General features: G+C 60.6%; 19 protein-coding genes. 6 read left to right on the top strand and 13 right to left on the bottom strand.

Annotated features, from left to right (window positions below; translation table 11 throughout):
- Window positions 1–46 precede the first annotated feature (46 nt).
- On the top strand, window positions 47–1,072 hold the full coding sequence (gene tsaD / locus J1N02_RS10565; protein ID WP_027605922.1) for a tRNA (adenosine(37)-N6)-threonylcarbamoyltransferase complex transferase subunit TsaD: 1,026 nt from the start codon (window positions 47–49) through the stop codon (window positions 1,070–1,072).
- 33 nt (window positions 1,073–1,105) lie between these two features.
- Here tsaD and plsY read toward each other — a convergent pair whose 3' ends face one another.
- Window positions 1,106–1,675 (bottom strand): glycerol-3-phosphate 1-O-acyltransferase PlsY, encoded by a 570-nt coding sequence (gene plsY / locus J1N02_RS10560; protein WP_053131126.1) that lies wholly within the window; start codon window positions 1,673–1,675, stop codon window positions 1,106–1,108.
- A 72-nt stretch (window positions 1,676–1,747) separates the two neighbouring features.
- On the opposite strand from plsY, the gene folB reads away from it, so the two are divergent.
- Both folB and folK read left to right on the top strand, forming a co-directional pair.
- A complete protein-coding gene (gene folB / locus J1N02_RS10555) occupies window positions 1,748–2,101 on the top strand; it encodes a dihydroneopterin aldolase (RefSeq protein WP_027605920.1) in 354 nt (117 codons plus the stop codon).
- Window positions 2,092–2,622, top strand: a complete 531-nt coding sequence (gene folK, locus J1N02_RS10550) for a 2-amino-4-hydroxy-6-hydroxymethyldihydropteridine diphosphokinase (RefSeq protein WP_027605919.1) — start codon at window positions 2,092–2,094, stop codon at window positions 2,620–2,622. Before folB ends, folK begins: the two co-directional genes overlap by 10 nt.
- Here the strand turns inward: folK and J1N02_RS10545 are convergent.
- The 11 genes from J1N02_RS10545 to J1N02_RS10495 all read right to left on the bottom strand — a co-directional run bounded on the left by J1N02_RS10545 (window position 2,605) and on the right by J1N02_RS10495 (window position 16,650).
- Entirely contained in the window at window positions 2,605–3,837 is a 1,233-nt protein-coding gene (locus tag J1N02_RS10545) for a multifunctional CCA addition/repair protein (RefSeq protein WP_421147349.1), read from the bottom strand. The genes folK and J1N02_RS10545 overlap by 18 nt on opposite strands.
- 63 nt (window positions 3,838–3,900) lie before the next feature.
- Window positions 3,901–5,466: a SpoVR family protein gene (locus J1N02_RS10540; RefSeq protein WP_421147348.1), complete on the bottom strand. Its 1,566-nt coding sequence runs from the start codon at window positions 5,464–5,466 to the stop codon at window positions 3,901–3,903.
- Window positions 5,463–6,734 carry a YeaH/YhbH family protein gene (locus J1N02_RS10535; protein WP_027605916.1) on the bottom strand — a complete coding sequence of 424 codons (1,272 nt, stop codon included), beginning with the start codon at window positions 6,732–6,734 and terminating at the stop codon, window positions 5,463–5,465. The genes J1N02_RS10540 and J1N02_RS10535 overlap by 4 nt, the downstream gene beginning before the upstream one ends.
- A 113-nt stretch (window positions 6,735–6,847) precedes the next feature.
- The gene (locus J1N02_RS10530; protein WP_003194732.1) at window positions 6,848–8,770 is read right to left on the bottom strand and encodes a PrkA family serine protein kinase; all 1,923 of its coding nucleotides are present in this window, start codon (window positions 8,768–8,770) and stop codon (window positions 6,848–6,850) included.
- Window positions 8,771–9,055: 285 nt separating this feature from the next.
- Window positions 9,056–9,385: a thiosulfate sulfurtransferase GlpE gene (gene glpE / locus J1N02_RS10525; protein WP_027605915.1), complete on the bottom strand. Its 330-nt coding sequence runs from the start codon at window positions 9,383–9,385 to the stop codon at window positions 9,056–9,058.
- 9 nt (window positions 9,386–9,394) lie between these two features.
- Entirely contained in the window at window positions 9,395–10,246 is an 852-nt protein-coding gene (locus J1N02_RS10520; protein WP_421147347.1) for a symmetrical bis(5'-nucleosyl)-tetraphosphatase, read from the bottom strand.
- Window positions 10,246–10,626, bottom strand: a complete 381-nt coding sequence (gene apaG, locus J1N02_RS10515; RefSeq protein ID WP_027605913.1) for a Co2+/Mg2+ efflux protein ApaG — start codon at window positions 10,624–10,626, stop codon at window positions 10,246–10,248. The genes J1N02_RS10520 and apaG overlap by 1 nt, the downstream gene beginning before the upstream one ends.
- 103 nt (window positions 10,627–10,729) lie before the next feature.
- A complete protein-coding gene (rsmA, locus tag J1N02_RS10510) occupies window positions 10,730–11,542 on the bottom strand; it encodes a 16S rRNA (adenine(1518)-N(6)/adenine(1519)-N(6))-dimethyltransferase RsmA (RefSeq protein WP_027605912.1) in 813 nt (270 codons plus the stop codon).
- Window positions 11,539–12,528 (bottom strand): 4-hydroxythreonine-4-phosphate dehydrogenase PdxA, encoded by a 990-nt coding sequence (gene pdxA, locus J1N02_RS10505; protein ID WP_027605911.1) that lies wholly within the window; start codon window positions 12,526–12,528, stop codon window positions 11,539–11,541. Before pdxA ends, rsmA begins: the two co-directional genes overlap by 4 nt.
- On the bottom strand, window positions 12,525–13,865 hold the full coding sequence (locus tag J1N02_RS10500; protein WP_027605910.1) for a peptidylprolyl isomerase: 1,341 nt from the start codon (window positions 13,863–13,865) through the stop codon (window positions 12,525–12,527). The genes pdxA and J1N02_RS10500 overlap by 4 nt, the downstream gene beginning before the upstream one ends.
- Window positions 13,840–16,650, bottom strand: coding sequence for an LPS-assembly protein LptD (locus J1N02_RS10495; RefSeq protein WP_027605909.1), 2,811 nt, complete (start codon window positions 16,648–16,650; stop codon window positions 13,840–13,842). Before J1N02_RS10495 ends, J1N02_RS10500 begins: the two co-directional genes overlap by 26 nt.
- A 130-nt stretch (window positions 16,651–16,780) precedes the next feature.
- Between J1N02_RS10495 and J1N02_RS10490 the strand changes: the two genes are divergently transcribed.
- From J1N02_RS10490 to J1N02_RS10480, 3 genes are read left to right on the top strand one after another with little or no spacing between them, the layout of a single operon-like run.
- On the top strand, window positions 16,781–17,806 hold the full coding sequence (locus J1N02_RS10490; protein ID WP_092355514.1) for an aminoglycoside phosphotransferase family protein: 1,026 nt from the start codon (window positions 16,781–16,783) through the stop codon (window positions 17,804–17,806).
- Window positions 17,803–18,477: an N-acetylmuramate alpha-1-phosphate uridylyltransferase MurU gene (gene murU, locus J1N02_RS10485; RefSeq protein WP_027605907.1), complete on the top strand. Its 675-nt coding sequence runs from the start codon at window positions 17,803–17,805 to the stop codon at window positions 18,475–18,477. Before J1N02_RS10490 ends, murU begins: the two co-directional genes overlap by 4 nt.
- A gap of 1 nt (window position 18,478) precedes the next feature.
- On the top strand, window positions 18,479–19,246 hold the full coding sequence (locus J1N02_RS10480; protein ID WP_027605906.1) for a TerB family tellurite resistance protein: 768 nt from the start codon (window positions 18,479–18,481) through the stop codon (window positions 19,244–19,246).
- 44 nt (window positions 19,247–19,290) lie between these two features.
- Here J1N02_RS10480 and J1N02_RS10475 read toward each other — a convergent pair whose 3' ends face one another.
- A complete protein-coding gene (locus J1N02_RS10475; protein ID WP_421147346.1) occupies window positions 19,291–20,265 on the bottom strand; it encodes a DUF3530 family protein in 975 nt (324 codons plus the stop codon).
- Window positions 20,266–20,331 lie beyond the last annotated feature (66 nt).

Raw genomic sequence — 20,331 nt, 5'->3', positions numbered from 1 at the left:
ACTATTATGCGCGCCTTCGAATTCAGCCTCTACAAGGCGCAAACCCATGCTAGTACTGGGACTTGAAACCTCCTGCGACGAAACCGGTGTCGCACTTTACGACAGTGAACGCGGGCTTTTGGCCGATGCACTGTTCAGTCAGATCGACTTGCATCGGGCCTATGGCGGCGTTGTGCCGGAGCTGGCCAGTCGTGATCACGTCAAACGTATGCTGCCGTTGATTCGCCAGGTGTTGGACGAGGCCGGTTGCGTGCCGACCGAGATCGATGCGATTGCCTATACGGCGGGCCCCGGATTGGTCGGAGCCCTTCTGGTTGGCGCCTCTTGTGCCCAGGCGCTGGCTTTTGCCTGGGGCATTCCGGCCCTCGGCGTGCACCATATGGAAGGCCATTTACTGGCGCCGATGCTGGAAGAAAACCCGCCGCAGTTCCCGTTCGTCGCTTTGTTGGTTTCGGGCGGGCATACGCAGCTGGTCCAGGTCGACGGAATCGGTCAATACACGCTGTTGGGCGAGTCCTTGGACGACGCCGCCGGCGAAGCTTTCGACAAGACCGCGAAGATGATGGGCCTCAATTACCCGGGTGGGCCGGAAATTGCCCGCCTTGCCGAAAAAGGCGTTGTCGGTCGCTACACCTTCCCGCGCCCGATGTGCGATCGCCCTGGCCTGATGTTCAGCTTCAGCGGCTTGAAAACCTCCGCATTGAATACCTGGCAGCACAGTGTCAGCGCCGGGGACGACAGTGAGCAAGCCCGTTGCGACATCGCGCTGGCGTTCCAGCAGGCCGTGGTGGAGACTTTGACCATCAAGTGCAAGCGTGCCCTGAAACAGGCCGGCATGAAGCGCCTGGTGATCGCCGGTGGCGTCAGCGCCAACAAGGCGTTGCGCAGTTCATTGGAAAAGATGCTCGGTGATATGAAGGGTGATGTGTTCTACGCCCGCCCAGAGTTCTGCACCGACAACGGCGCGATGATCGCCTATGCCGGTTGTCAGCGCCTGCAGGCGGGGCAGCACGAAAGCCTGGCGATCAGCGTGCAGGCGCGCTGGCCGATGGAGCAGCTGCCGCCCTTGTAAGTGTGCAACATGAGTCGGGCTCATTGGCGGTATTTAAAAATGCCGTTCGCGCCCGGCAAACAGGTCGCGTAGATTGCCCCGGTGTCGCCAGACGATCAGCAGTGTCAGCACGCTCATCGGCAGCAGCGCCGCCGGTTCCTGCCAGGCCAGCAACGGCAGGGTGAGCGGTGTGGCGATCAGAGCTGCCAGCGAGCTGGTGCGGGTCAGGTAGAACGTCAGCAACCAGGCGAGCACGGCCAGCAATGCCGCCGGCGGGTAGATCCCCAGCAGCATGCCGGCTGCCGTGGCGACACCTTTACCGCCGCGAAAACGGAAGTACAGGGGAAACAGATGGCCGAGGACGGCGCACACGCCCACCCAGGCCTGCTGCTGCAGGGTCAGGCCGGCGAGGTTGGCGATCAGTACGGGCAACAGGCCCTTGCATACGTCGCCCAGCAGCGTCAGTACGGCGAGCTTCTTGCCGGCCAGGCGCAACATATTGGTGGCGCCGGCATTGCCTGAACCACTCATTCGCGGGTCGGGATTTCCCGTCAGGCGGCTGAGCAAAATGGCGAAGGACAGCGAGCCGAGCAGGTAGGCGAGAATCGCCAGTGACCAAAACATGCTAACTATTCCGGGCGAGGATGCCCTGATTCTAACGGGGCATCGCGCCCTTGTCGTGCTGCGGAGAAGAGCTTGGACAGAGTGTTTATCGAAGGCCTGGAAGTCGACACCGTGATCGGGGCCTACGACTGGGAGCGCGGGATCCGCCAATGCCTGCGCCTGGACCTGAGCTTCGCTTGGGATAACCGCCCGGCTGCGGCTGGCGACGACCTGGCCCTGGCCCTGGATTACGCCAGCGTGTCCGCGCGGATCCAGGCCTTTGCCGAGCAGTCCCAGTACCAGCTGGTCGAGACCTTTGCCGAACGCCTGGCCGAAGTGCTGATGAGCGAGTTCCAGATTCCCTGGCTGCACCTCAGGCTGACCAAGCCCGGCGCAGTGCCGGCTGCCAAGGGTGTAGGCGTGGAGATTGAGCGCGGATGTCGCTGACTCAGGTTTACCTTGGCCTCGGTAGTAATATCGAGCGCGAGCCCCACCTGCGCGCCGGGCTCGACGCGTTGGCGAGTTTCCTGACGGATATGCGCTGCTCGGCGGTGTTCGAGAGCCAGCCGGTGGGCATCAAAAGCGGGCCCTTCTTCAATCTGGTGGTGTCGGCCTATACCGACCTGTCATTGATGGAGTTGGATCGTCGTTTGAAATCCATCGAGGCTGACAATGGCCGCTATGCGCCGGATCGCAAAGGCCTGCCGCTGGATATCGACGTGCTGCTGTATGGCGAGTTGGTGGGTGACTTCGATGGTTTGATCCTGCCGCGGGCGGAGATCCTGAAAAATGCCTTTGTGCTATGGCCGCTGTCGATGATGGCGCCGGATCGGGTGCACCCTGAAGCGGGCAAGACGATGGCTGCGTTGTGGCGTGATGCTCAGATTGATCAGGTGCTGGCGCCTGTCGGGTTTGAATGGCAGGGCCAGCAACTCACCCCGGACTCGCTCCTACAAGGGTTTGTGTAGTTCCTTGTAGGCTTTGAGTGCCCTGAGTCGTTCACGCTTGAGCGCCTCGCCCAACTCCGGCCCCTTGAATCCCCGCTCAAGCAGTGGCGCAACTGCAACCTCGCGCGCTGCTTTCGCCGCGCCGCGTAAGTAATCCGCCTGTGGGTAACTTCTTCGCTCCAGCCCCTTGCGGCCCCGGGCATCCATTTCGCAGGCGACCACAAACTCCTCAAAGCGCTGTGGCCTGCGGTATACGTCAAAACTTTGCAGCAACTCCAGCAGCGTCGAGGCTTTCAGCTCCAGCGCGCGATGACCGTGGGTGTGATACTGGCCCACCAATAGCGCCAATTCCTGGCAATCCCTTGGCACTTTGAAGCGCTCATTGACGGCCTTGATCAGCTTCAAGCCTCGATGCTCATGAGCGATGTGCTGCGGTAACTTATCCACAGGCGTCAGGCCCTTGCCCAGGTCATGCAGCAGGCAGGCCCAGCGTACGGTCAGGGGCTGTTTGTGCACGGCAGCTTGTTCCAGCACGCTCAAGGTGTGCACACCCGTGTCGATCTCGGGGTGATGGGCCTCGGGTTGTGGCACGCCAAAGAGTGCGTCCACTTCCGGCATCAAGATCTTCAGCGCATTACAGTCCCGAAGTACCTGGATAAACACCTCTGGCTGATCTTCCATCAACGCCCTGGAGATTTCTTTCCAGCTGCGCTCTTGGGTCAGGGCTTCCAATTCACCGGACTCGCTGAGTTGACGCATCAGCTCCAGCGTCTCCGGTGCTACCGTAAAACCCAGGTGTGCGTAGCGCGCGGCAAAACGGGCGACACGGAGAACTCTGAGTGGATCTTCGGCGAATGCGGGGGAAACGTGACGAAGTATGCGGGACTCAAGGTCGCGCTGGCCGTGATACGGATCAGTCAGGTTACCGTCGTCGTCTTCGGCCATGGCGTTGATGGTCAGGTCGCGACGGATCAGGTCTTCTTCCAGCGTCACCTCGGGGCTGGCGTGAAACACAAAACCACCGTAACCCCGACCACTCTTGCGCTCGGTGCGGGCCAGGGCGTACTCATCGCCGTTTTTCGGGTCCAGGAACACCGGGAAGTCCGAACCCACTGGCTTGAAACCCTTGGCGAGCATCTCTTGGGTGCTCGCGCCGACGACCACGCGGTCGACATCGGTGACCTTGATGCCCAGCAGGCGGTCACGCACGGCGCCGCCGACTTTGTAGATTTTCATGAAAAAGCCTCCATTAGCGGCACAGGATACCGCCTGTGCCTGGCCAATGGAGGCTTTGCTGTTTCAGAGATGAACGACGGCCAGGTCCAGGCGGCCGTAGTCGTTGTCGTTGTGATCGTTGCGCGGTGGCACATGGTGGGTCTTCATCACTTGGTCGCCTTGCAGGGTTTCCAGGTGGATGTCGAAGCCCCAGAGCCGATGCAGGTGCTTGAGCACTTCTTCGGTGGATTCGCCCAGGGGTTTGCGGTCGTGCTGCTGGTGGCGCAGGGTCAGAGAGCGGTCGCCGCGCACATCGATGCTGTAGATCTGCACGTTGGGCTCACGGTTGCCCAGGTTGTATTGCGCCGCCAGGGTTTCACGGATGGTGCGGTAGCCGGGTTCATCGTGGATGGCCGGCACCACCAGGTCATCCTTGAGGTCATCATCCAGGATGCTGAACAGTTTGAGGTCGCGGATCACCTGGGGTGAGAGGTACTGCAGGATAAAGCTCTCATCCTTGAAGCTGCTCATGGCGAACTTGATCGTCGACAGCCAGTCACTGCCGGCGATTTCCGGGAACCAGCGGCGGTCTTCATCGGTGGGGTGTTCGCACATGCGCCGAATATCGCGGTACATGGCAAAACCCAGCGCGTAAGGGTTGATCCCGCTGTAATACGGGCTGTCGAAGCCGGGTTGGAACACCACGCTGGTGTGGGACGTCAGGAACTCCATCATGAAGCCGTCGGTGACCAGGCCTTCGTCGTACAGGTCGTTCATCAGCGTGTAGTGCCAGAACGTCGCCCAACCTTCGTTCATCACCTGGGTCTGGCGCTGTGGGTAAAAGTACTGGGCGATCTTGCGTACTATACGCACGATTTCCCGTTGCCACGGCTCCAGCAGCGGTGCGTGCTTTTCCAGGAAATACAGGATGTTTTCCTGGGGTTCGGCGGGGAACCGCGCGTTGTCCTTGTCGCTGTTCTTGCCGGCGCGTTTGGGAATGGTGCGCCACAGGTCGTTGATCTGCTTCTGCAGGTGCTCCTCGCGCTCCTTCTGGCGCAGGCGCTCTTCCTCGGCAGAAATAGGGTATGGGCGCTTGTAGCGGTCGACGCCATAGTTCATCAGGGCATGGCAGGAGTCGAGCAAGTCCTCCACGGCGTCGATACCGTGGCGCTCCTCGCACTGCATGATGTACTGCTTGGCGAACATCAGGTAATCGATGATCGAGCTGGCGTCGGTCCAGGTGCGGAACAGGTAGTTGCCCTTGAAGAAACTGTTGTGCCCATAGCAGGCATGGGCCACCACCAGCGCCTGCATGCAGATGGTGTTTTCTTCCATCAGGTAGGCGATGCACGGGTCGGAGTTGATCACGATCTCGTAGGCCAGGCCCATCTGGCCCCGGGTGTACGACTTTTCGGTACTGAGGAAGTGTTTGCCGTATGACCAGTGGTGGTAACCCAGGGGCATACCGACGGAGGCGTAGGCATCCATCATCTGTTCGGCCGTGATCACTTCGATCTGGTTGGGGTAGGTGTCCAGGGCATAACCCGCCGCGATGCGGCTGATTTCCCGGTCATAGGCCTGGATCAGTTCAAAGGTCCACTCGGAGCCGGTGGAAATGGGTTGGCGCTTAGTCTCTTTTTTGGCGGTCATGTCACTAACCTGCGCTGGAAGAGTTCACGGAAGACCGGATAGATATCGCCGGCCGAGACCAGTTGCTGTTGTGCGAACGTGTCGGCAAAGGCTTCGCCGATGCGCTCGTATTCGAACCACAGTGCCTGGTGCTCACGGGGGGTGATTTCGACGTAAGTGTAGTACTGCACAAACGGCATGATGTGGTTGATCAGGATGTCGCGGCAGATCGGCGAATCGTCGTTCCAGTTGTCGCCGTCGGAGGCCTGGGCCGCGTAGATATTCCACTCGTTGGCCGGGTAGCGCTCGGCCATGATCTCCTGCATCAGCTTCAAGGCGCTGGACACGATGGTGCCGCCGGTTTCCCTCGAGTAGAAAAACTCCTCCTCATCCACTTCCCGTGCGCTGGTGTGATGGCGGATGAACACCACGTCGATCTTGTCGTAGTTCCGCTTCAGAAACAGGTACAGCAGGATAAAGAAACGCTTGGCGATGTCCTTGGTCGCCTGGGTCATCGAGCCTGACACGTCCATCAGGCAAAACATCACGGCTTTTGAGCTGGGGTTGGGCTGCTTGACCAGCAGGTTGTACTTGAGGTCAAAGGTATCGAGGAACGGTACGCGGTGGATGCGCGCGCTGAGTTTCTCTATTTCCACCTCGATTTCCTGGATATCGCCGAAGTTGTCCGGCTCTTCGCGCTTTAAACGCGCCAACTCTTCCTTCGCCGCCCTCAATTTGGCGCGGCTGCTGCCCGACAGGGCGATACGCCGCGCATGGGCCGAGCGCAGCGTGCGGATGATGTTGATTCGAGAGGGGTTGCCTTCGTTGCTGATCCCGGCGCGTACGGTCTTGAAGGTATCGGTGCCGGTCAGGTTACGTTTGACCAGGTTGGGCAGTTCCAGGTCTTCGAACATAAACTCGAGGAATTCTTCCTGGGTGATCTGGAACACGAACTCGTCCATGCCTTCGCCGGAGTTGCCGGCCTTGCCCGGGCCTTTACCGCCGCCACCGCCCTGCGGGCGCTGGATATGCTCGCCGGTGGTGAACTCTTTATTGCCGGGGTGCACGACAGTCTGCTTGCCGCCCCGGCCGTGGTGCAGCACCGGTTCGTCGATGTCGCGTCCGGGAATGCTGATTTGTTCGCCATGCTCCATGTCTGTAATGGAACGGCGGCTGACGGCCTCTTCAACAGCCTTTTTGATGTGGTCACGGTAACGCCGCAGGAAACGCTGGCGGTTTACCGTGCTCTTGTTCTTGCCATTAAGGCGTCGGTCGATCACATAGCTCATGAGGAGCCCTCCGGGCAGCTTCACGTTACAAGCTTCAAGCGGCGAGCTGGAAGCTTAGAGACAAGCGGTCAACTGCCAGGTCCATGACCTGGCAGTGGACGCCCATCGCTGCCTTACTGCGATTTGCGTACCCGCAGGTACCACTCGGAGAGCAGTCGTACCTGTTTGTCGGTGTAGCCGCGCTCGACCATTCGTGTGACGAAGTCGTTGTGTTTTTGCTGGTCCTCCTTGCTGGCCTTGGCATTGAAGCTGATGACCGGCAGCAGATCCTCGGTGTTGGAAAACATTTTCTTCTCGATGACCACCCGCAGCTTCTCGTAGCTGAGCCAGGTAGGGTTCTTGCCGTTGTTGTTGGCGCGGGCACGCAGTACGAAGTTGACGATTTCGTTGCGGAAATCCTTCGGATTGCTGATGCCGGCGGGTTTTTCGATCTTTTCCAATTCTTCGTTGAGGGCTACGCGGTTGAGGATTTCGCCGGTTTCCGGGTCGCGGTATTCCTGGTCCTGGATCCAGAAGTCCGCATACAGCACGTAGCGGTCGAAGATGTTCTGGCCGTACTCGCTGTAGGACTCCAGGTACGCGGTCTGGATTTCCTTGCCGATAAACTCGATGTAGCGCGGCGCGAGGTATTCCTTGAGGAAGCGCAGGTAGCGTTCGCGGGTTTCGGCCTGGAATTGTTCCTGTTCGATCTGCTGCTCCAGCACATACAGCAGGTGCACCGGGTTGGCCGCGATCTCATGGGGGTCGAAGTTGAAGACCTTGGACAGGATCTTGAACGCAAAGCGCGTCGACAGGCCGTTCATGCCTTCATCCACGCCCGCTGTGTCGCGATATTCCTGGATCGACTTGGCCTTGGGATCGGTGTCCTTGAGGTTCTCGCCGTCGTAGACGCGCATCTTCGAATAGATATTCGAGTTTTCCGGCTCCTTGAGGCGCGACAGCACGGTGAACTGGGCGAGCATCTTCAGGGTGTCGGGTGCGCAATGGGCCTTGGCCAGCGAGCTGTTGAACAGCAGCTTGTCGTAGATCTTGATTTCATCGCTGACCCGCAGGCAGTACGGCACCTTGACGATGTAGATCCGGTCGATGAAGGCTTCATTGTTCTTGTTGTTGCGGAAGGTGTGCCATTCCGATTCGTTGGAGTGGGCCAGCAGGATCCCGGTGAACGGAATCGCGCCCAGGCCTTCGGTACTGTTGTAGTTGCCTTCCTGGGTGGCGGTGAGCAGTGGGTGCAGCACCTTGATCGGCGCCTTGAACATTTCCACGAATTCCATCAGGCCCTGGTTGGCCCGGCACAGTGCGCCCGAGTAGCTGTAGGCGTCGGCGTCGTTCTGCGGGAATTCTTCCAGTTTGCGGATATCGACCTTGCCCACCAGCGCCGAAATGTCCTGGTTGTTCTCGTCGCCCGGTTCGGTCTTGGCCACGCCGATCTGGTTGAGGATCGACGGGTAGAGTTTCACCACGCGGAACTGGCTGATATCGCCGCCAAACTCGGCCAGGCGCTTGGTGGCCCAGGGCGACATGATGGTGTTGAGGTAGCGTCGTGGGATGCCGAAGTCTTCTTCGAGGATCGCGCCATCTTCCGTGGCGTTGAACAGGCCCAGGGGCGACTCGAAGACCGGTGAGCCCTTGATGGCGTAGAAGGGCACCTTCTCGATCAGTTGCTTGAGTTTTTCGGCCAGGGACGATTTACCACCGCCAACGGGGCCGAGCAGGTAGAGGATCTGTTTCTTCTCTTCCAGGCCTTGGGCGGCATGGCGGAAGTAGGAGACGATCTGGTCGATGCATTCTTCCATCCCATGGAAGTCTTCAAAGGCCGGATAGCGGCGGATCACCTTGTTGGAAAATATTCGCGACAGGCGCGAATTGTTGGCGGTTTCCACCAGCTCCGGCTCGCCGATCGCCAATAATAGGCGTTCGGCGGCAGATGCGTAGGTGCTGCGGTCCTGCTTGCACAGCTCGAGATACTCTTGCAGCGTGAGTTCTTCCTGCTGTGTGGACGCGAAGCGTTGTTGGAAGTGGCTGAAAATACTCATGACGTCGTCACCTCGCTCGATACGTGGAGCCGACGCCGGATCTATCAGTCGATGCTGGCAGTCATTGACGAACGCCAATGGCTGTTTTCCCCCCAGAACACCCTGAAACGCTACCGATGACCCGTACGCCGGTGTACCGGCTCTCCCCTGATTCGGATGGCCTGCGCTTAAGGATAGTTCGGAATCTGAGAGGGCAAGGCGCGATGCGCAATTAGTTTGACTGCGCCGTTCGTCAGAAACGGCGCGAGCCCAAGCGTCACGCGGGGTAGCGGGGTGTGAAAAAAATTATTGCGAATCGCCGGAGGCAATTTCTGCAGGATACGTCGTACGCCACAGCTCAAAGCCACCATCCAGGCTGTAGACGTCGGAGAAGCCCTGGCTGACCAGGTAGGCGGCTGCGCTCTGGCTGGAATTGCCGTGGTAGCAGGCCACGATCAGCGGTGCATCAAGGTCGGCGGTACGGATGAAATCGGCGATGTTGACGTTGTCCAGGTGCTGGGCGCCAGAGATATGGGCGGCGGCGTAAGTAGGCTGGTCACGGATATCGACCACCACTGCACCTTGCTCGCGCAGGGCCTGGGCTTGTTCGGGAGGGATACGTTTGAATTCGCTCATGGTGGGCTCCTATGGCCTGGCTGCAGCCGGCAGGGTAACGGGAAGAGTGGGTGGGCACTGGCAGCCGTGACGCTCGCCGGTGTCGATGTTCATCAGGGTCATGGCGCCGCCCCATACGCAGCCGGTGTCGAGGGCGAATACGCCCGGTTCGTCGCACTTGCCTTCAAGGGCTGCCCAGTGACCAAAGATTATCCTGGTGTCGCGGGTCTTGCGTTCCTTGTGGGCAAACCATGGTTTGTAGCCGGGCAGTGCCGTGTCGGCGCCTTCCTTGCTCTTGAGGTCCAGCTTGCCCTCGGCGGTGCAGAAGCGCATGCGTGTGAAATAGTTGGTAATCACCCGCAGGCGGGCGACGCCGGTAAGGTCGTTGTCCCACTTCACTGGCTCGTTGCCATACATGCCGTCGAGGTAGGCGGTGTACAGGCTGTCATCGGCCAGGGCGTTTTCGACTTCGGCGGCGCACTTGAGGGCTTTTTTCAGCGTCCACTGCGGCGGGATACCGGCATGGACCAAGGCCATATTGCGGCTTTCGTCGTAATGCATGATCTTTTGTCGACGCAGCCAGTCAAGCAGTTGTGCACGATCTGGCGCCTCGAGGATTTCCCGCAGGGTATCGCCCTTTTTCAGGCGCTCGATGTTATTGCCGGCCGCCAGCAGGTGCAGGTCATGGTTGCCCAGTACGCACACCAGGGAATCCCGCAGGCTATACAGGTAACGTAGCGTTTCCAGGGACTCGGGGCCGCGATTGACCAGGTCGCCTACCAGCCACAGGCGATCGTTCGCCGGGTCGAAGGCCACCCGTTCAAGCAGGCACTTGAGAGGCTCCAGACAGCCTTGCAGGTCGCCGACCGCGTACGTTGCCATCAGTGCAGGGCGCCTGGTACGGCGAGGCGGAAAGGCTTGATGATGGCGTCGAACAGTTTGCCATCAGTGGCTTTCATCTGATACGAGCCTTGCATGGTGCCGACCTTGGAGGTCATTACCGTGCCGCTGCTGTAAGTGTGGCTGGCGCCAATGTCGATCAACGGTTGTTGGCCGACAACGCCTGCGCCGCGAACTTCCTCGACCTGACCGTCACCGTCGGTGATCACCCAGTGGCGTGACAGCAGCTTGGCCGGCACCTGCCCGTTGTTTTTCACCGTGATGGTGTAGGCAAAGGCGAAGCGGTTCTGTTCAGGTTGCGATTGGTCCGCGAGGAAGCGGGTGACGACGCTGACGTCGATCTGGTAGCGAGGATCGGACATGCAAGAGGCCTTAAAAGCAAAAGCGGAGGACAGCAGATGCGGATCAGTCTAGGCCAAGAGGTGGGCACTAGGCCAGACATGTGTCTGGCCATGCCTGGGGGTTTCAGTCGGCGACTGGCGCAGGCTGGATGGCAAGTTGGTCGGCCAGGCGCACGAACGCGGCGAGGTCCAGTTGCTCGGGGCGCAGGCTGCCGTCGACGCCGGCTGCTTCGATCTCGGCGTTGCTCAGCAGGGCCTTGAGTGTGTTGCGCAGTGTCTTGCGGCGCTGGTTGAACGCTTCACGCACCACGCGTTCCAGCAATTTGTGATCCTTGGCCGGGTGTGGCAGCACGGCGTGAGGCACCAGGCGCACGATGGCCGAATCGACCTTCGGCGGCGGGTTGAATGCGCCCGGGCCGACATTGAACAGGTGTTCGACGCGGCAGTGGTACTGAACCATGATCGACAATCGGCCCCAATCACCACCACCAGGGCCGGCAGCCAGGCGTTCCACCACTTCTTTTTGCAGCATGAAGTGCATGTCGCGGATGATCCCGGCGTTGTTCAGCAGGTGGAAAATCAGCGGTGTGGAGATGTTGTACGGCAGGTTACCCACCACACGCAGGCTATTAGGCGCGGCGTTGAGGGTATTGAAATCGAACTTCAGTGCATCGCCCTGATGCAGGTTGAAGTTGGGCTTGTCGGCGAACTGCTGGTTGAGGATCGGGATCAGGTCCTTGTCCAGTTCCACCACGTCCAGTTGGCCGCCACTGGCGAGCAAGCCTTGGGTCAACGCGCCCTGGCCCGGGCCGATTTCCAGCAGGCGGTCTTCTGGCTTGGCATGGATGGAGCGCAGGATACGGTCGATCACGCCGGCGTCGTGCAGGAAGTTTTGCCCGAAGCGCTTGCGCGCCCGGTGTTGGTAATGCTCGGTCATATACGGGTCTCGGCCATCTGATAGGCGGTTTCCAGGGCCACGTGCAGGCTGCCGGTATCGATCTTGCCGCTGCCTGCCAGGTCCAGGGCGGTGCCATGGTCGACGGAGGTGCGGATGATCGGCAGGCCCAGTGTCACGTTGACTGCGGCGCCGAAGCCTTTGTATTTCAGCACGGGCAGCCCCTGGTCATGGTACATCGCCAGCACTGCGTCGCAGTGCTCCAGATATTTGGGGGTAAACAGAGTGTCTGCTGGCAGTGGGCCACGCAGGTCCATGCCTTCTTGGCGCAGACGCTCCAGGGTTGGTTCAATGATGTCGATTTCTTCATGGCCCAAGTGTCCGCCTTCGCCGGCGTGGGGGTTGAGCCCGCAGACCAGGATGCGCGGTTGGGCGATGCCGAATTTTTGTTGCAGGTCGGCATGCAGGATGCGCGTAACGCGCTCCACACGCTCGGCGGTGATGGCGTCGGCAATGTCGCGCAATGGCAGGTGCGTGGTCACCAGGGCGACCCGCAGGCCGCGTGTGGCCAGCATCATGACGACTTGAGCGGTGTTGGTCAGCTCGGCCAGGAACTCGGTGTGGCCGGAAAACGCAATGCCCGATTCGTTGATCACGCCCTTGTGGACCGGCGCGGTGATCATGCCGGCGAAGTCGCCGTCGATGCAGCCTTGCCCCGCGCGGGTCAGGGTTTCCAGGACGAACGCCGCGTTGGCCTTGTTGAGTTGCCCGGCAACGACCTTGGCTTGCAGCGGGGTGTTCCACACATACAAGCTGCCGGCGGGCGCCGGCAGGTCGGGCCAGTTGCCCGGTCCCACGTCCAGCAGATTGACGACCACACCCAGCTGCGCGGCCCGCTCAAGGAGCAGGTCGCGGCTGGTAATGGCAATCAGGGGGTGCGGCTGGGGGTGCGAGGCGAGCAGCAGGCACAGGTCTGGACCAATGCCGGCCGGCTCGCCGGGTGTCACGGCGAAACGCTGGGGTTTCACGGAGCTGCCTGGTCGGTGCCTGTTTGCTCGGCGCCTGGCAGCTTGTTTTCCACGTAGGCTTCGTCACGGATCTGACGCAGCCAGGTCTGCAGCTCTTCGTCGTATTTGCGGTTACGCAGTACGTTCAGCGCCTGCTGCTCGCGGGCCTGGCTGGTGTTGTCGGTGGCGCGACGACCAAGGACTTCCAGTACATGCCAGCCATATTGGGTCTTGAACGGCTTGGACAGTACGCCTTGCGGAGTATCGGCCATTACCTGCTGGAACTCAGGCACCAGGGCTTTCGGGTCGATCCAGTTCAGGTCGCCACCGTTGAGGGCGGAACCCGGGTCTTCCGAGAAGCTCTTGGCCAGGGTGGCGAAGTCTTCACCGCTTTCGATGCGGTCATAGATCTTCTGGGCCAGTTCCTTGGTTTGGGCCTCGGTGCGGATTTCGCTTGGTTTGACCAGGATATGACGAACATGCACTTCGTCTTTCAGCGAGGTCTCGCCACCGCGACGTTCCAGCAACTTCAGGATGATGAAGCCGCCTGGGGTGCGGGCTGGCTGGGTGATGCCACCCACTTCCATGGCACTCAGTTCACGGTCGAACGGAGGTGGCAGTTGAGCCGCTTTACGCCAGCCCATATCACCACCTTCAAGGGCGTTGTCGCTGCCGGACTGGGCAATGGCCATCTGGGCAAAGTCAGCGCCGGCTTTCAGGCGATCATAGATAGCCTGGGTTTTCGCCGCTGCCGCATTCAGCTGCTCGGAGTTGGCACTGTCCGGGGTCGGGATCAGGATATTGGCCAGGTGCAGTTCTTCGGAAAGCTGCATCTTGCCCAGGTCCGAGGCCAGGAAGTTCTTCACTTCCTGCTCGGATACCTGGACCCGCTCGGCAACGCGACGCTGGCGCACACGGCTGATGATCATTTCGCGGCGGATCTGGTCACGGGCGTCTTCATACGAAAGACCGTCGTGGGCCAGGGCCGCGCGGAATTGATCAATGCTCATGTTGTTGCGCTGAGCGATGGTGCCGACCGCCTGGTTCAGTTCTTCGTCCGAAATGCGGATGCCGGAACGCTCGCCGATCTGCAGTTGCAGGTTTTCGACGATCAGGCGTTCCAGTACCTGCTGGTCCAGCACGCTGGTCGGTGGCACGCCGCCGCCACGCTTGGCGATGGTTTGCTGCACTTCCTTGACGCGCTGGTCCAGTTGGCTTTGCATGATCACGTCGTTATCGACGATGGCCACTACTTTATCCAGTTGCTGAACCGCAGCGTGAGCCGATACGGTGCCCAGGAACAGCGCGCCCAGCACTAGCGGGCGCAGACAATCAGAAAGCTTGGTCTTCACGTTCACGATAACCTTCAATGCCTTTGTCGAGGAAGCTCTCTACCTTGGCGCCGGTCAGGCCGCCGAGTCCTTTGAGGACGATCTGCAGGAAGAGCCCGTGGTCACCCTTTTCGTTAAGCGGGGCGATCTGGCTGTATTCGTCGTTGGAAACCCAGTAACGGTTGATGACGCGCAGTTTCCAGCAGCAGTTGTCGTACTCGAAACCACCGAAGGCTTCCAGGGTACGGTTGCGAGCGTAGTCATACTGCCAGCGGGTGATCAGGTTCCACTGGGGAATGATCGGCCACATCATCGAGAAGTCGTGTTGTTGGATTTTGTAGTAATCCTTCACGTAGTTCGGATCGCCTGGTTGACCGTAGTCGCCACCGAACTGCCATTTGCCGGTCAACTGGTTGTAGACGACCTGGTCGTTACGATAGCGATAACCGACGTTGATGATCTTGTTCGGGTTGTCTTCCGGCTGGTAGTGAAGCATCGCGCTACCGGAACGAGGGCTGTGCTCCTCGGTATCCCAGTTGTAGTCGGCAGTGGCGCGCCAGTCGCGGTTGAAGCGGAACTCGTAGTCCAGGGCAACGGGCGATACGTCGGACTGTGCATCGGCACGGTCAGCCGCCAGGATGCCAGGCAGTTGTACTTCACGATCCTTGAAGTACACAGCCTGTCCCACGGATACGCGTTGACGCTCGAAACCGTTTTCTTCGATCCACCGGCTGGTCAAGCCCAGGGACAGCTTGTTCTCGTCGCCGATACGGTCGGAGCCGCTGAAGCGGTTGTCGCGGAACAGTGACGCGTAGCTGAACGAGTATTCGCTGGTGTCGAAGACCGGGATATCGGCCTGGTCCTTGTTCGGCACGTACAGGTAGAACGCACGCGGCTCGAGGGTCTGGCGATAATCCTTGCCGAACCAGTTGGTGTTGCGATCGAAGTACAGGCCGCTGTCGACGCTGGCCACCGGAACCGCACGGTCCTGGGAGCTCTTGAAGGTGCCGCCCGCGTACGGGTTGGCTGCGGTTGCCGCATTCTGATCAGCAATGATCTGGTTCTTGCCGATGTTATCCAGGTCCAGATCGTACTTGGTGTACACGTACTTGAGCTTCGGCGTTACAAAGCCGTAGGTCCAGTTCATCGGGTACTCGACAGCCGGCGCTACGTTCAGGCGCGTGCCATTGGCACGGGTAAGACCGCGGACATAAGTGTCGAGGCGGCGCTCGATGTCCCCGTTCTCATTGCTGAAATTGCCGTTTTCCAGGTCACGATCAAAGCGTACGGCTTCGGTCTCATAGCTGAAGTTCAAGCCACCCGGATGATAAGGCAGGGTACCGTTGAAGGTGATCTGCGGCAGGCGGTTATACGGCGTGACCTGGGAGATCGTCGCCAGCTGGTAAGCCTGCAGGTTCAGGCGTGCCTGGAAGGTGTCACCGCGATAAGCCACGGAGCCCTGCTGGTTGACGTAGTCGCGGCTCTCGACACCTTCCTGGTAGGACTTGAGGTCCTGGAAGTAGTAAGGGTCACTGATCGTGGTGTAGTCGACCTGGGTCAGTACACGCGAATCCAGCCCGCCCTTGTGCTGCCAATTGAGCATGTAGCGGGTTTTTTCGTAGTCGGTCTGCTTCTTGCGTTCGTCGTTGTCGTCGTTCAGGTACGCGCCGCCGAACTGGCCTTCGCTGGACTTGGTGAGGTAGCGGAATTCGCCTTCCATCATCATGCCGCGCTTGGTCATGTATTGCGGGTACAACGTGGCATCGTAGTTTGGTGCCAGGTTGAAGTAGTACGGCGTGACCAGGGTAAAGCCGGTTTCGCTGCCGGTGCTGAAGCTCGGTGGCAGGAAGCCGGACTGACGACGGTCGTCGATCGGGAAGTAGATGTAAGGGGTGTACAGGATCGGAATGTTCTTGATCCGCAGCGTCGCGTTGGTGGCAGTACCGAAACCGGTGGCCGGGTTCAACGTGATGTTGTTGCCCCTGAGCTGCCAGGCGTTGCTGTCCGGCTCGCAGGTGGTGTAGGTACCGTCCTTGAGGCGGATGATCGCGTTTTCGGCGCGCTTGGCGTACAGCGCGTTACCGCGGATACGCGACTTGTGCAGCACGTATTCGGCGTTGTCGATCTGCGCAGCGCCGGTATCCAGTTGAACCTGGGCGTGGTCGCCGACGATCAATGCACCGTTGTCGCGCAGTCGCACGTTACCGTTCAGCTCGCCACGGTTCTCGGCCTGGTACAGGCTGGCTTCTTCCGACTCCAGCTGCATGCTGCCCTGGCGCATGACGACGTCACCGGCCAGGGTTGCGACTTGTTGTTCCTGCTCGTAACGAGAGGCCTTGGCACCGATGAAGGTGGGCGCATCGCTCTTGTTCGTCTTGTCGTTCATGCCAGGACGAGTTGGCTCGATGTACGCACCGCCGCAGTAAGGACCGGTTTCCGCCAGCTGGGCTGCGGTCAACTTTTCGCGAGGCACCCAGTCCAAGTGGCTGTAGTCGGCGCTGCGCGAACGCAGGCCACGGCCCTTGGACTCGGTGACCAGTGCGGTCTTCGGCTCGGCTTCGGCACTGCCGCCAGCGTCGGCCTGCGCCGTGCTGTTGGCCGAGCTGACGGCTGCGCCGTCATGCACCGGGCGCGGTGGCAATGGGGCGGCGGCGGTCTTCGGCGCGCAGTCCCAGGCACCCGAAGCAGAGACTGAGCAGTCATACTGTTCCGCGGCGACCACGAATGAGGTGGCGAAGGGTTGCATGACCAGCAGACTGCCGGTTACCAGCAACGGAAATTTTCTACGAAACGCGGGGGATTTCAATGCCATCTTATTAGTCCGGGCTTCCTGCGTGCCATCTGCCCGCGGTTTGGGCCGCACGCCTCTCGATGGTCTGAAAAAGATGCGTGATAATAAAGCATGACCCGCTTGACGGCTAGCGCCGTCGGAGACCCTTGTAATGCCCGAGCAAGATCTACGTTTACAGCAGCTGGAAGTCTGGCTGGATGAGCAGTTGCCGATCCTTTTCAACGCTCAAGGCTGGGGTGCCGTACCCCCGGCCACATTGACCGCGGCCAGCAGCGACGCGAGTTTCAGGCGCTATTTCCGTTGGGAAGGCGGCGGTCGGACTTTCGTGGTAATGGACGCGCCGCCCCCTCAGGAAAACTGCAAGCCTTTCGTCGATATCGCTTATTTGTTGTCGACGTCGGGAATAAATGTTCCAAAAATTTATGCACAAGACTTGCCGCGAGGCTTTCTTTTGCTCAATGACCTGGGCAGAAAAACCTACCTGGACGTGATAAACGACGAAAACGCCGATCAATTGTTTGCCGATGCCATTGACGCCTTGCTGGCTTATCAGCAGTTGCCGATGGACGCACCACTGCCCAGCTATGACGTCGCCTTGCTGCGCCGTGAACTCGAATTGTTTCCCGAATGGTACGTGCGCCGACACTTGGGTCTCGAGCTGGATACCCGGCAGCAGGCACTTTGGCAGCGTGTCAGCGATCACTTGATCGACAGCGCCCTGGCGCAACCCAAAGTGCTGGTGCACCGCGACTATATGCCACGCAACCTGATGATCAGCGAGCCTAACCCTGGCGTGCTGGATTTTCAGGACGCGGTGTATGGTCCGGTCACCTACGACATTACCTGCCTGTTCAAGGACGCCTTTCTCAGCTGGCCCCAGGCCCGTGTGCGGGAATGGCAGCGCGACTACTGGGAACGTGCGGGCCAGGCCGGCATTCCGGTACAGCCGGATTTCGAAGACTTCCTGCGCGCCAGCGACCTGATGGGCGTGCAGCGCCACCTCAAGGTCATCGGTATCTTTGCGCGCATCTGCCATCGCGACGGCAAGCCACGCTACCTGGCCGACGTACCGCGCTTCTTTGCTTATATAGAGGCGGTGCTGGCCGATCGCCCGGAGTTGAGCGAACTGGCTGAGTTACTGACCAGCCTGCGGCAGCCCGCAGAGGCCAGCGTATGAAGGCCATGATCCTGGCCGCCGGCAAAGGCGAGCGGATGCGTCCGCTCACCTTGCACACGCCCAAGCCGCTGGTGCAGGCCGGCGGCAAGCGCCTGATCGAGTACCACCTGGAGGCGCTGGCCAAGGCCGGCTTTACCGATGTGGTGATCAACCATGCCTGGCTCGGCCAGCAGATCGAGCGCTACCTGGGGGATGGCGCGCAGTTCGGCTTGCGTATCCGCTATTCCCCGGAGGGCGAACCGCTGGAAACCGGCGGCGGGATTTTCCAGGCGCTGCCGCTGCTGGGGGATGAGCCGTTCCTGGTGGTCAACGGCGATATCTGGACCGACTACGACTTCACCCGACTCAAGCAGCCGCTTAAGGGCCTGGCTCATCTGGTGATGGTCGACAACCCGGCACATCACCCCTCGGGCGGTGATTTCTACCTTGATCAGGGCTTGCTTCATGATGCGGCGCCCGGTGCCGATAACCTGACCTTCAGTGGCATTTCAGTGCTCGACCCCCGGCTGTTCGAGGGTTGCAGCGCCGGTGCCTTCAAGCTGGCGCCGCTGCTGCGTGCGGCCATGGCGAAAGGTTTGGTAACGGGGGAACACATGGCGGGACGCTGGATTGATGTCGGCACGCTGGAGCGCCTGGCGCACGTCGAAACCCTGCTGACAGCGGGGCAGTAGCATGTTGTGGCCAGGGACGCTGATCGGCGCCGGGGCTGGCTTTGCCATTGCCAGTATTCCGGGGGCCTTGTTGGGTGCGCTGTTGGGGCAGGCGCTGGATCGCCGCCTGCAACTGCACAGTTGGGCACAGTTGCGCGAGCGCTTGGGCGGGCGTCCGGCGTTACGCAATGACGAGTTATTGTTTGTGTTGCTCGGGCGCCTGGCCAAAAGCAACGGGCGTGTGGTAGACGGGCATATCCAGCAGGCGCGGCAGGAAATGCGCTCACTGGACATGACCGAGTCGGCCCAGCGCCGCGCGATTGCGGCGTTCAACCGCGGCAAATCCGGTTCCGACCGGGTACGCCGCTACCTGCGTGTGCTCAAGGCCCAGCCCCATGCGGCGGAAGGGGTGTTGCGGGCGTGCTGGCGGATGGTCTGGGCGGACGGCAAGGCGGATGCCGCCGAGCGCGACTTGATCGACCTGTGGGGGAAGTGGTTGGGCTGGACACCGCAACAGCTCCAGGCGTTGGCGGCCGACTACACACCTGAGCGCAAGCCGCTGGTCAATCGTGGCACGACCTACCAGGAAGCGTTGCGCTTGCTCGGCGTGACAGCTACCACCGAGCCGTCGGTCATCAAGCGTGCCTATCGCCGCCTGCTGAGCCGTCACCACCCGGACAAGGTGGCCGGCAGTGGCGCCAGCCCCGCGCAAGTGCGTGAGGCGACCGAGCGCACCCGTGAATTGCACAATGCCTATTCATTGATTCGCGAGCGCCGGGATTTTCGTTAGAGGCCAGTCTTTCACGGATAACCACATTGGTTCTGTGCTGATCCTCAGTCGGCGCTGGCCTGCGGGCTCAACCAGCCGCGAACCCGGCGATACAACTGTTCCTGCTCGGCGGCGCTGTTGCCGGGCAGGGTCTTCAATGACACCTGCTTATAGCCGTCATTCTTCAAGCGCTTCGCGGCCTGGGCGCGCGCCAGGGCGTTGTTGCGTGCTTGAGCGGTGTCTTGATAGAAGACGTCGGCCGTCGGCAGCTTCAGCGCCGGCGCCAGTTGCTGCACATCCGGATGACGCCCGGCAGGCGTCTGGGCGGCAACCATCACGAGCTTCTGCACCTGGGAGGGTTGTTTTTCAGTCAGGTAACGCGCCGCCCACCAGGCGCCAGTGCCATGGCCCACCAGCACCACCGTGCGTGCGCTCTGGGTCTGGGCAAAGGCCACGGCGGCATCAATGCGCGCAAAGATGCGCGAGGCGTCGGTCTTGTCCTGTTCGTCGGCACCCGGGACCACCGCCGGGTCGGTGCCTTCCGCCTCGGCGCTGGCGGCTTGCTCGATCGGCTTGTCGGCGGTGCTCGCGTCTTTACTGCTGGTGTCGACGGTGGCGTTGGGCGCTTCCATGACACGCGGCGGTAGGGTGTCCATGCTTAAGTCCGGTAACGACAGGCTGAGGCTGCCCCAATTGGCATCCGGCAATTTACGTCGCAACGGGCCGATTGCTTGCGGCCAGTCAGCATTTTCGCCGGCGCCCGGTACGATAATCACCACGCCTTCGGGTTCGGCGCTGTTGGCCGGTTTCCACAGGGCAAGGAATGAATCACTGCCGGCCTGCAACTGTTGCTGCTCTTGCTGCGGGATTTTGCGTTCCAGGGCGCTGGCCTCTTCCTGGCTACGCTCGGGCAGGGGTTGGCGTTCGACGGGTTTTTCGGCAGCCGGTGCCGGTGCGTCTTCAGCCTGCACAGAAAAGGCACTGGTAAACAGCAGTGACAGGCACAATGCTGGCAGTGCCGAACGGTTTCGATAGGACATCGTTGATTTCCGGCCAGAAGTGATTCCAGCAGCCTAATGGGTTGGTCAGTATTTGTCAGTGATGTG

Origin of the sequence: Pseudomonas sp. NFX5, assembly GCF_049132125.1 — a bacterium.
Lineage (GTDB): Bacteria > Pseudomonadota > Gammaproteobacteria > Pseudomonadales > Pseudomonadaceae > Aquipseudomonas > Aquipseudomonas marginalis.
This window is presented reverse-complemented; position numbering and strand designations above follow the sequence as displayed.

Coding starts and splice junctions, on each gene's coding strand:
- tsaD (WP_027605922.1), top strand. CDS start 47: ATGCTAGTACTGGGACTTGAAACCTCCTGCGACGAAACCGGTGTCGCA.
- plsY (WP_053131126.1), bottom strand. CDS start 1,675: ATGTTTTGGTCACTGGCGATTCTCGCCTACCTGCTCGGCTCGCTGTCC.
- folK (WP_027605919.1), top strand. CDS start 2,092: ATGTCGCTGACTCAGGTTTACCTTGGCCTCGGTAGTAATATCGAGCGC.
- J1N02_RS10545 (WP_421147349.1), bottom strand. CDS start 3,837: ATGAAAATCTACAAAGTCGGCGGCGCCGTGCGTGACCGCCTGCTGGGC.
- J1N02_RS10540 (WP_421147348.1), bottom strand. CDS start 5,466: ATGACCGCCAAAAAAGAGACTAAGCGCCAACCCATTTCCACCGGCTCC.
- J1N02_RS10535 (WP_027605916.1), bottom strand. CDS start 6,734: ATGAGCTATGTGATCGACCGACGCCTTAATGGCAAGAACAAGAGCACG.
- J1N02_RS10530 (WP_003194732.1), bottom strand. CDS start 8,770: ATGAGTATTTTCAGCCACTTCCAACAACGCTTCGCGTCCACACAGCAG.
- glpE (WP_027605915.1), bottom strand. CDS start 9,385: ATGAGCGAATTCAAACGTATCCCTCCCGAACAAGCCCAGGCCCTGCGC.
- J1N02_RS10520 (WP_421147347.1), bottom strand. CDS start 10,246: ATGGCAACGTACGCGGTCGGCGACCTGCAAGGCTGTCTGGAGCCTCTC.
- apaG (WP_027605913.1), bottom strand. CDS start 10,626: ATGTCCGATCCTCGCTACCAGATCGACGTCAGCGTCGTCACCCGCTTC.
- rsmA (WP_027605912.1), bottom strand. CDS start 11,542: ATGACCGAGCATTACCAACACCGGGCGCGCAAGCGCTTCGGGCAAAAC.
- J1N02_RS10495 (WP_027605909.1), bottom strand. CDS start 16,650: ATGGCATTGAAATCCCCCGCGTTTCGTAGAAAATTTCCGTTGCTGGTA.
- J1N02_RS10490 (WP_092355514.1), top strand. CDS start 16,781: ATGCCCGAGCAAGATCTACGTTTACAGCAGCTGGAAGTCTGGCTGGAT.
- murU (WP_027605907.1), top strand. CDS start 17,803: ATGAAGGCCATGATCCTGGCCGCCGGCAAAGGCGAGCGGATGCGTCCG.
- J1N02_RS10480 (WP_027605906.1), top strand. CDS start 18,479: ATGTTGTGGCCAGGGACGCTGATCGGCGCCGGGGCTGGCTTTGCCATT.
- J1N02_RS10475 (WP_421147346.1), bottom strand. CDS start 20,265: ATGTCCTATCGAAACCGTTCGGCACTGCCAGCATTGTGCCTGTCACTG.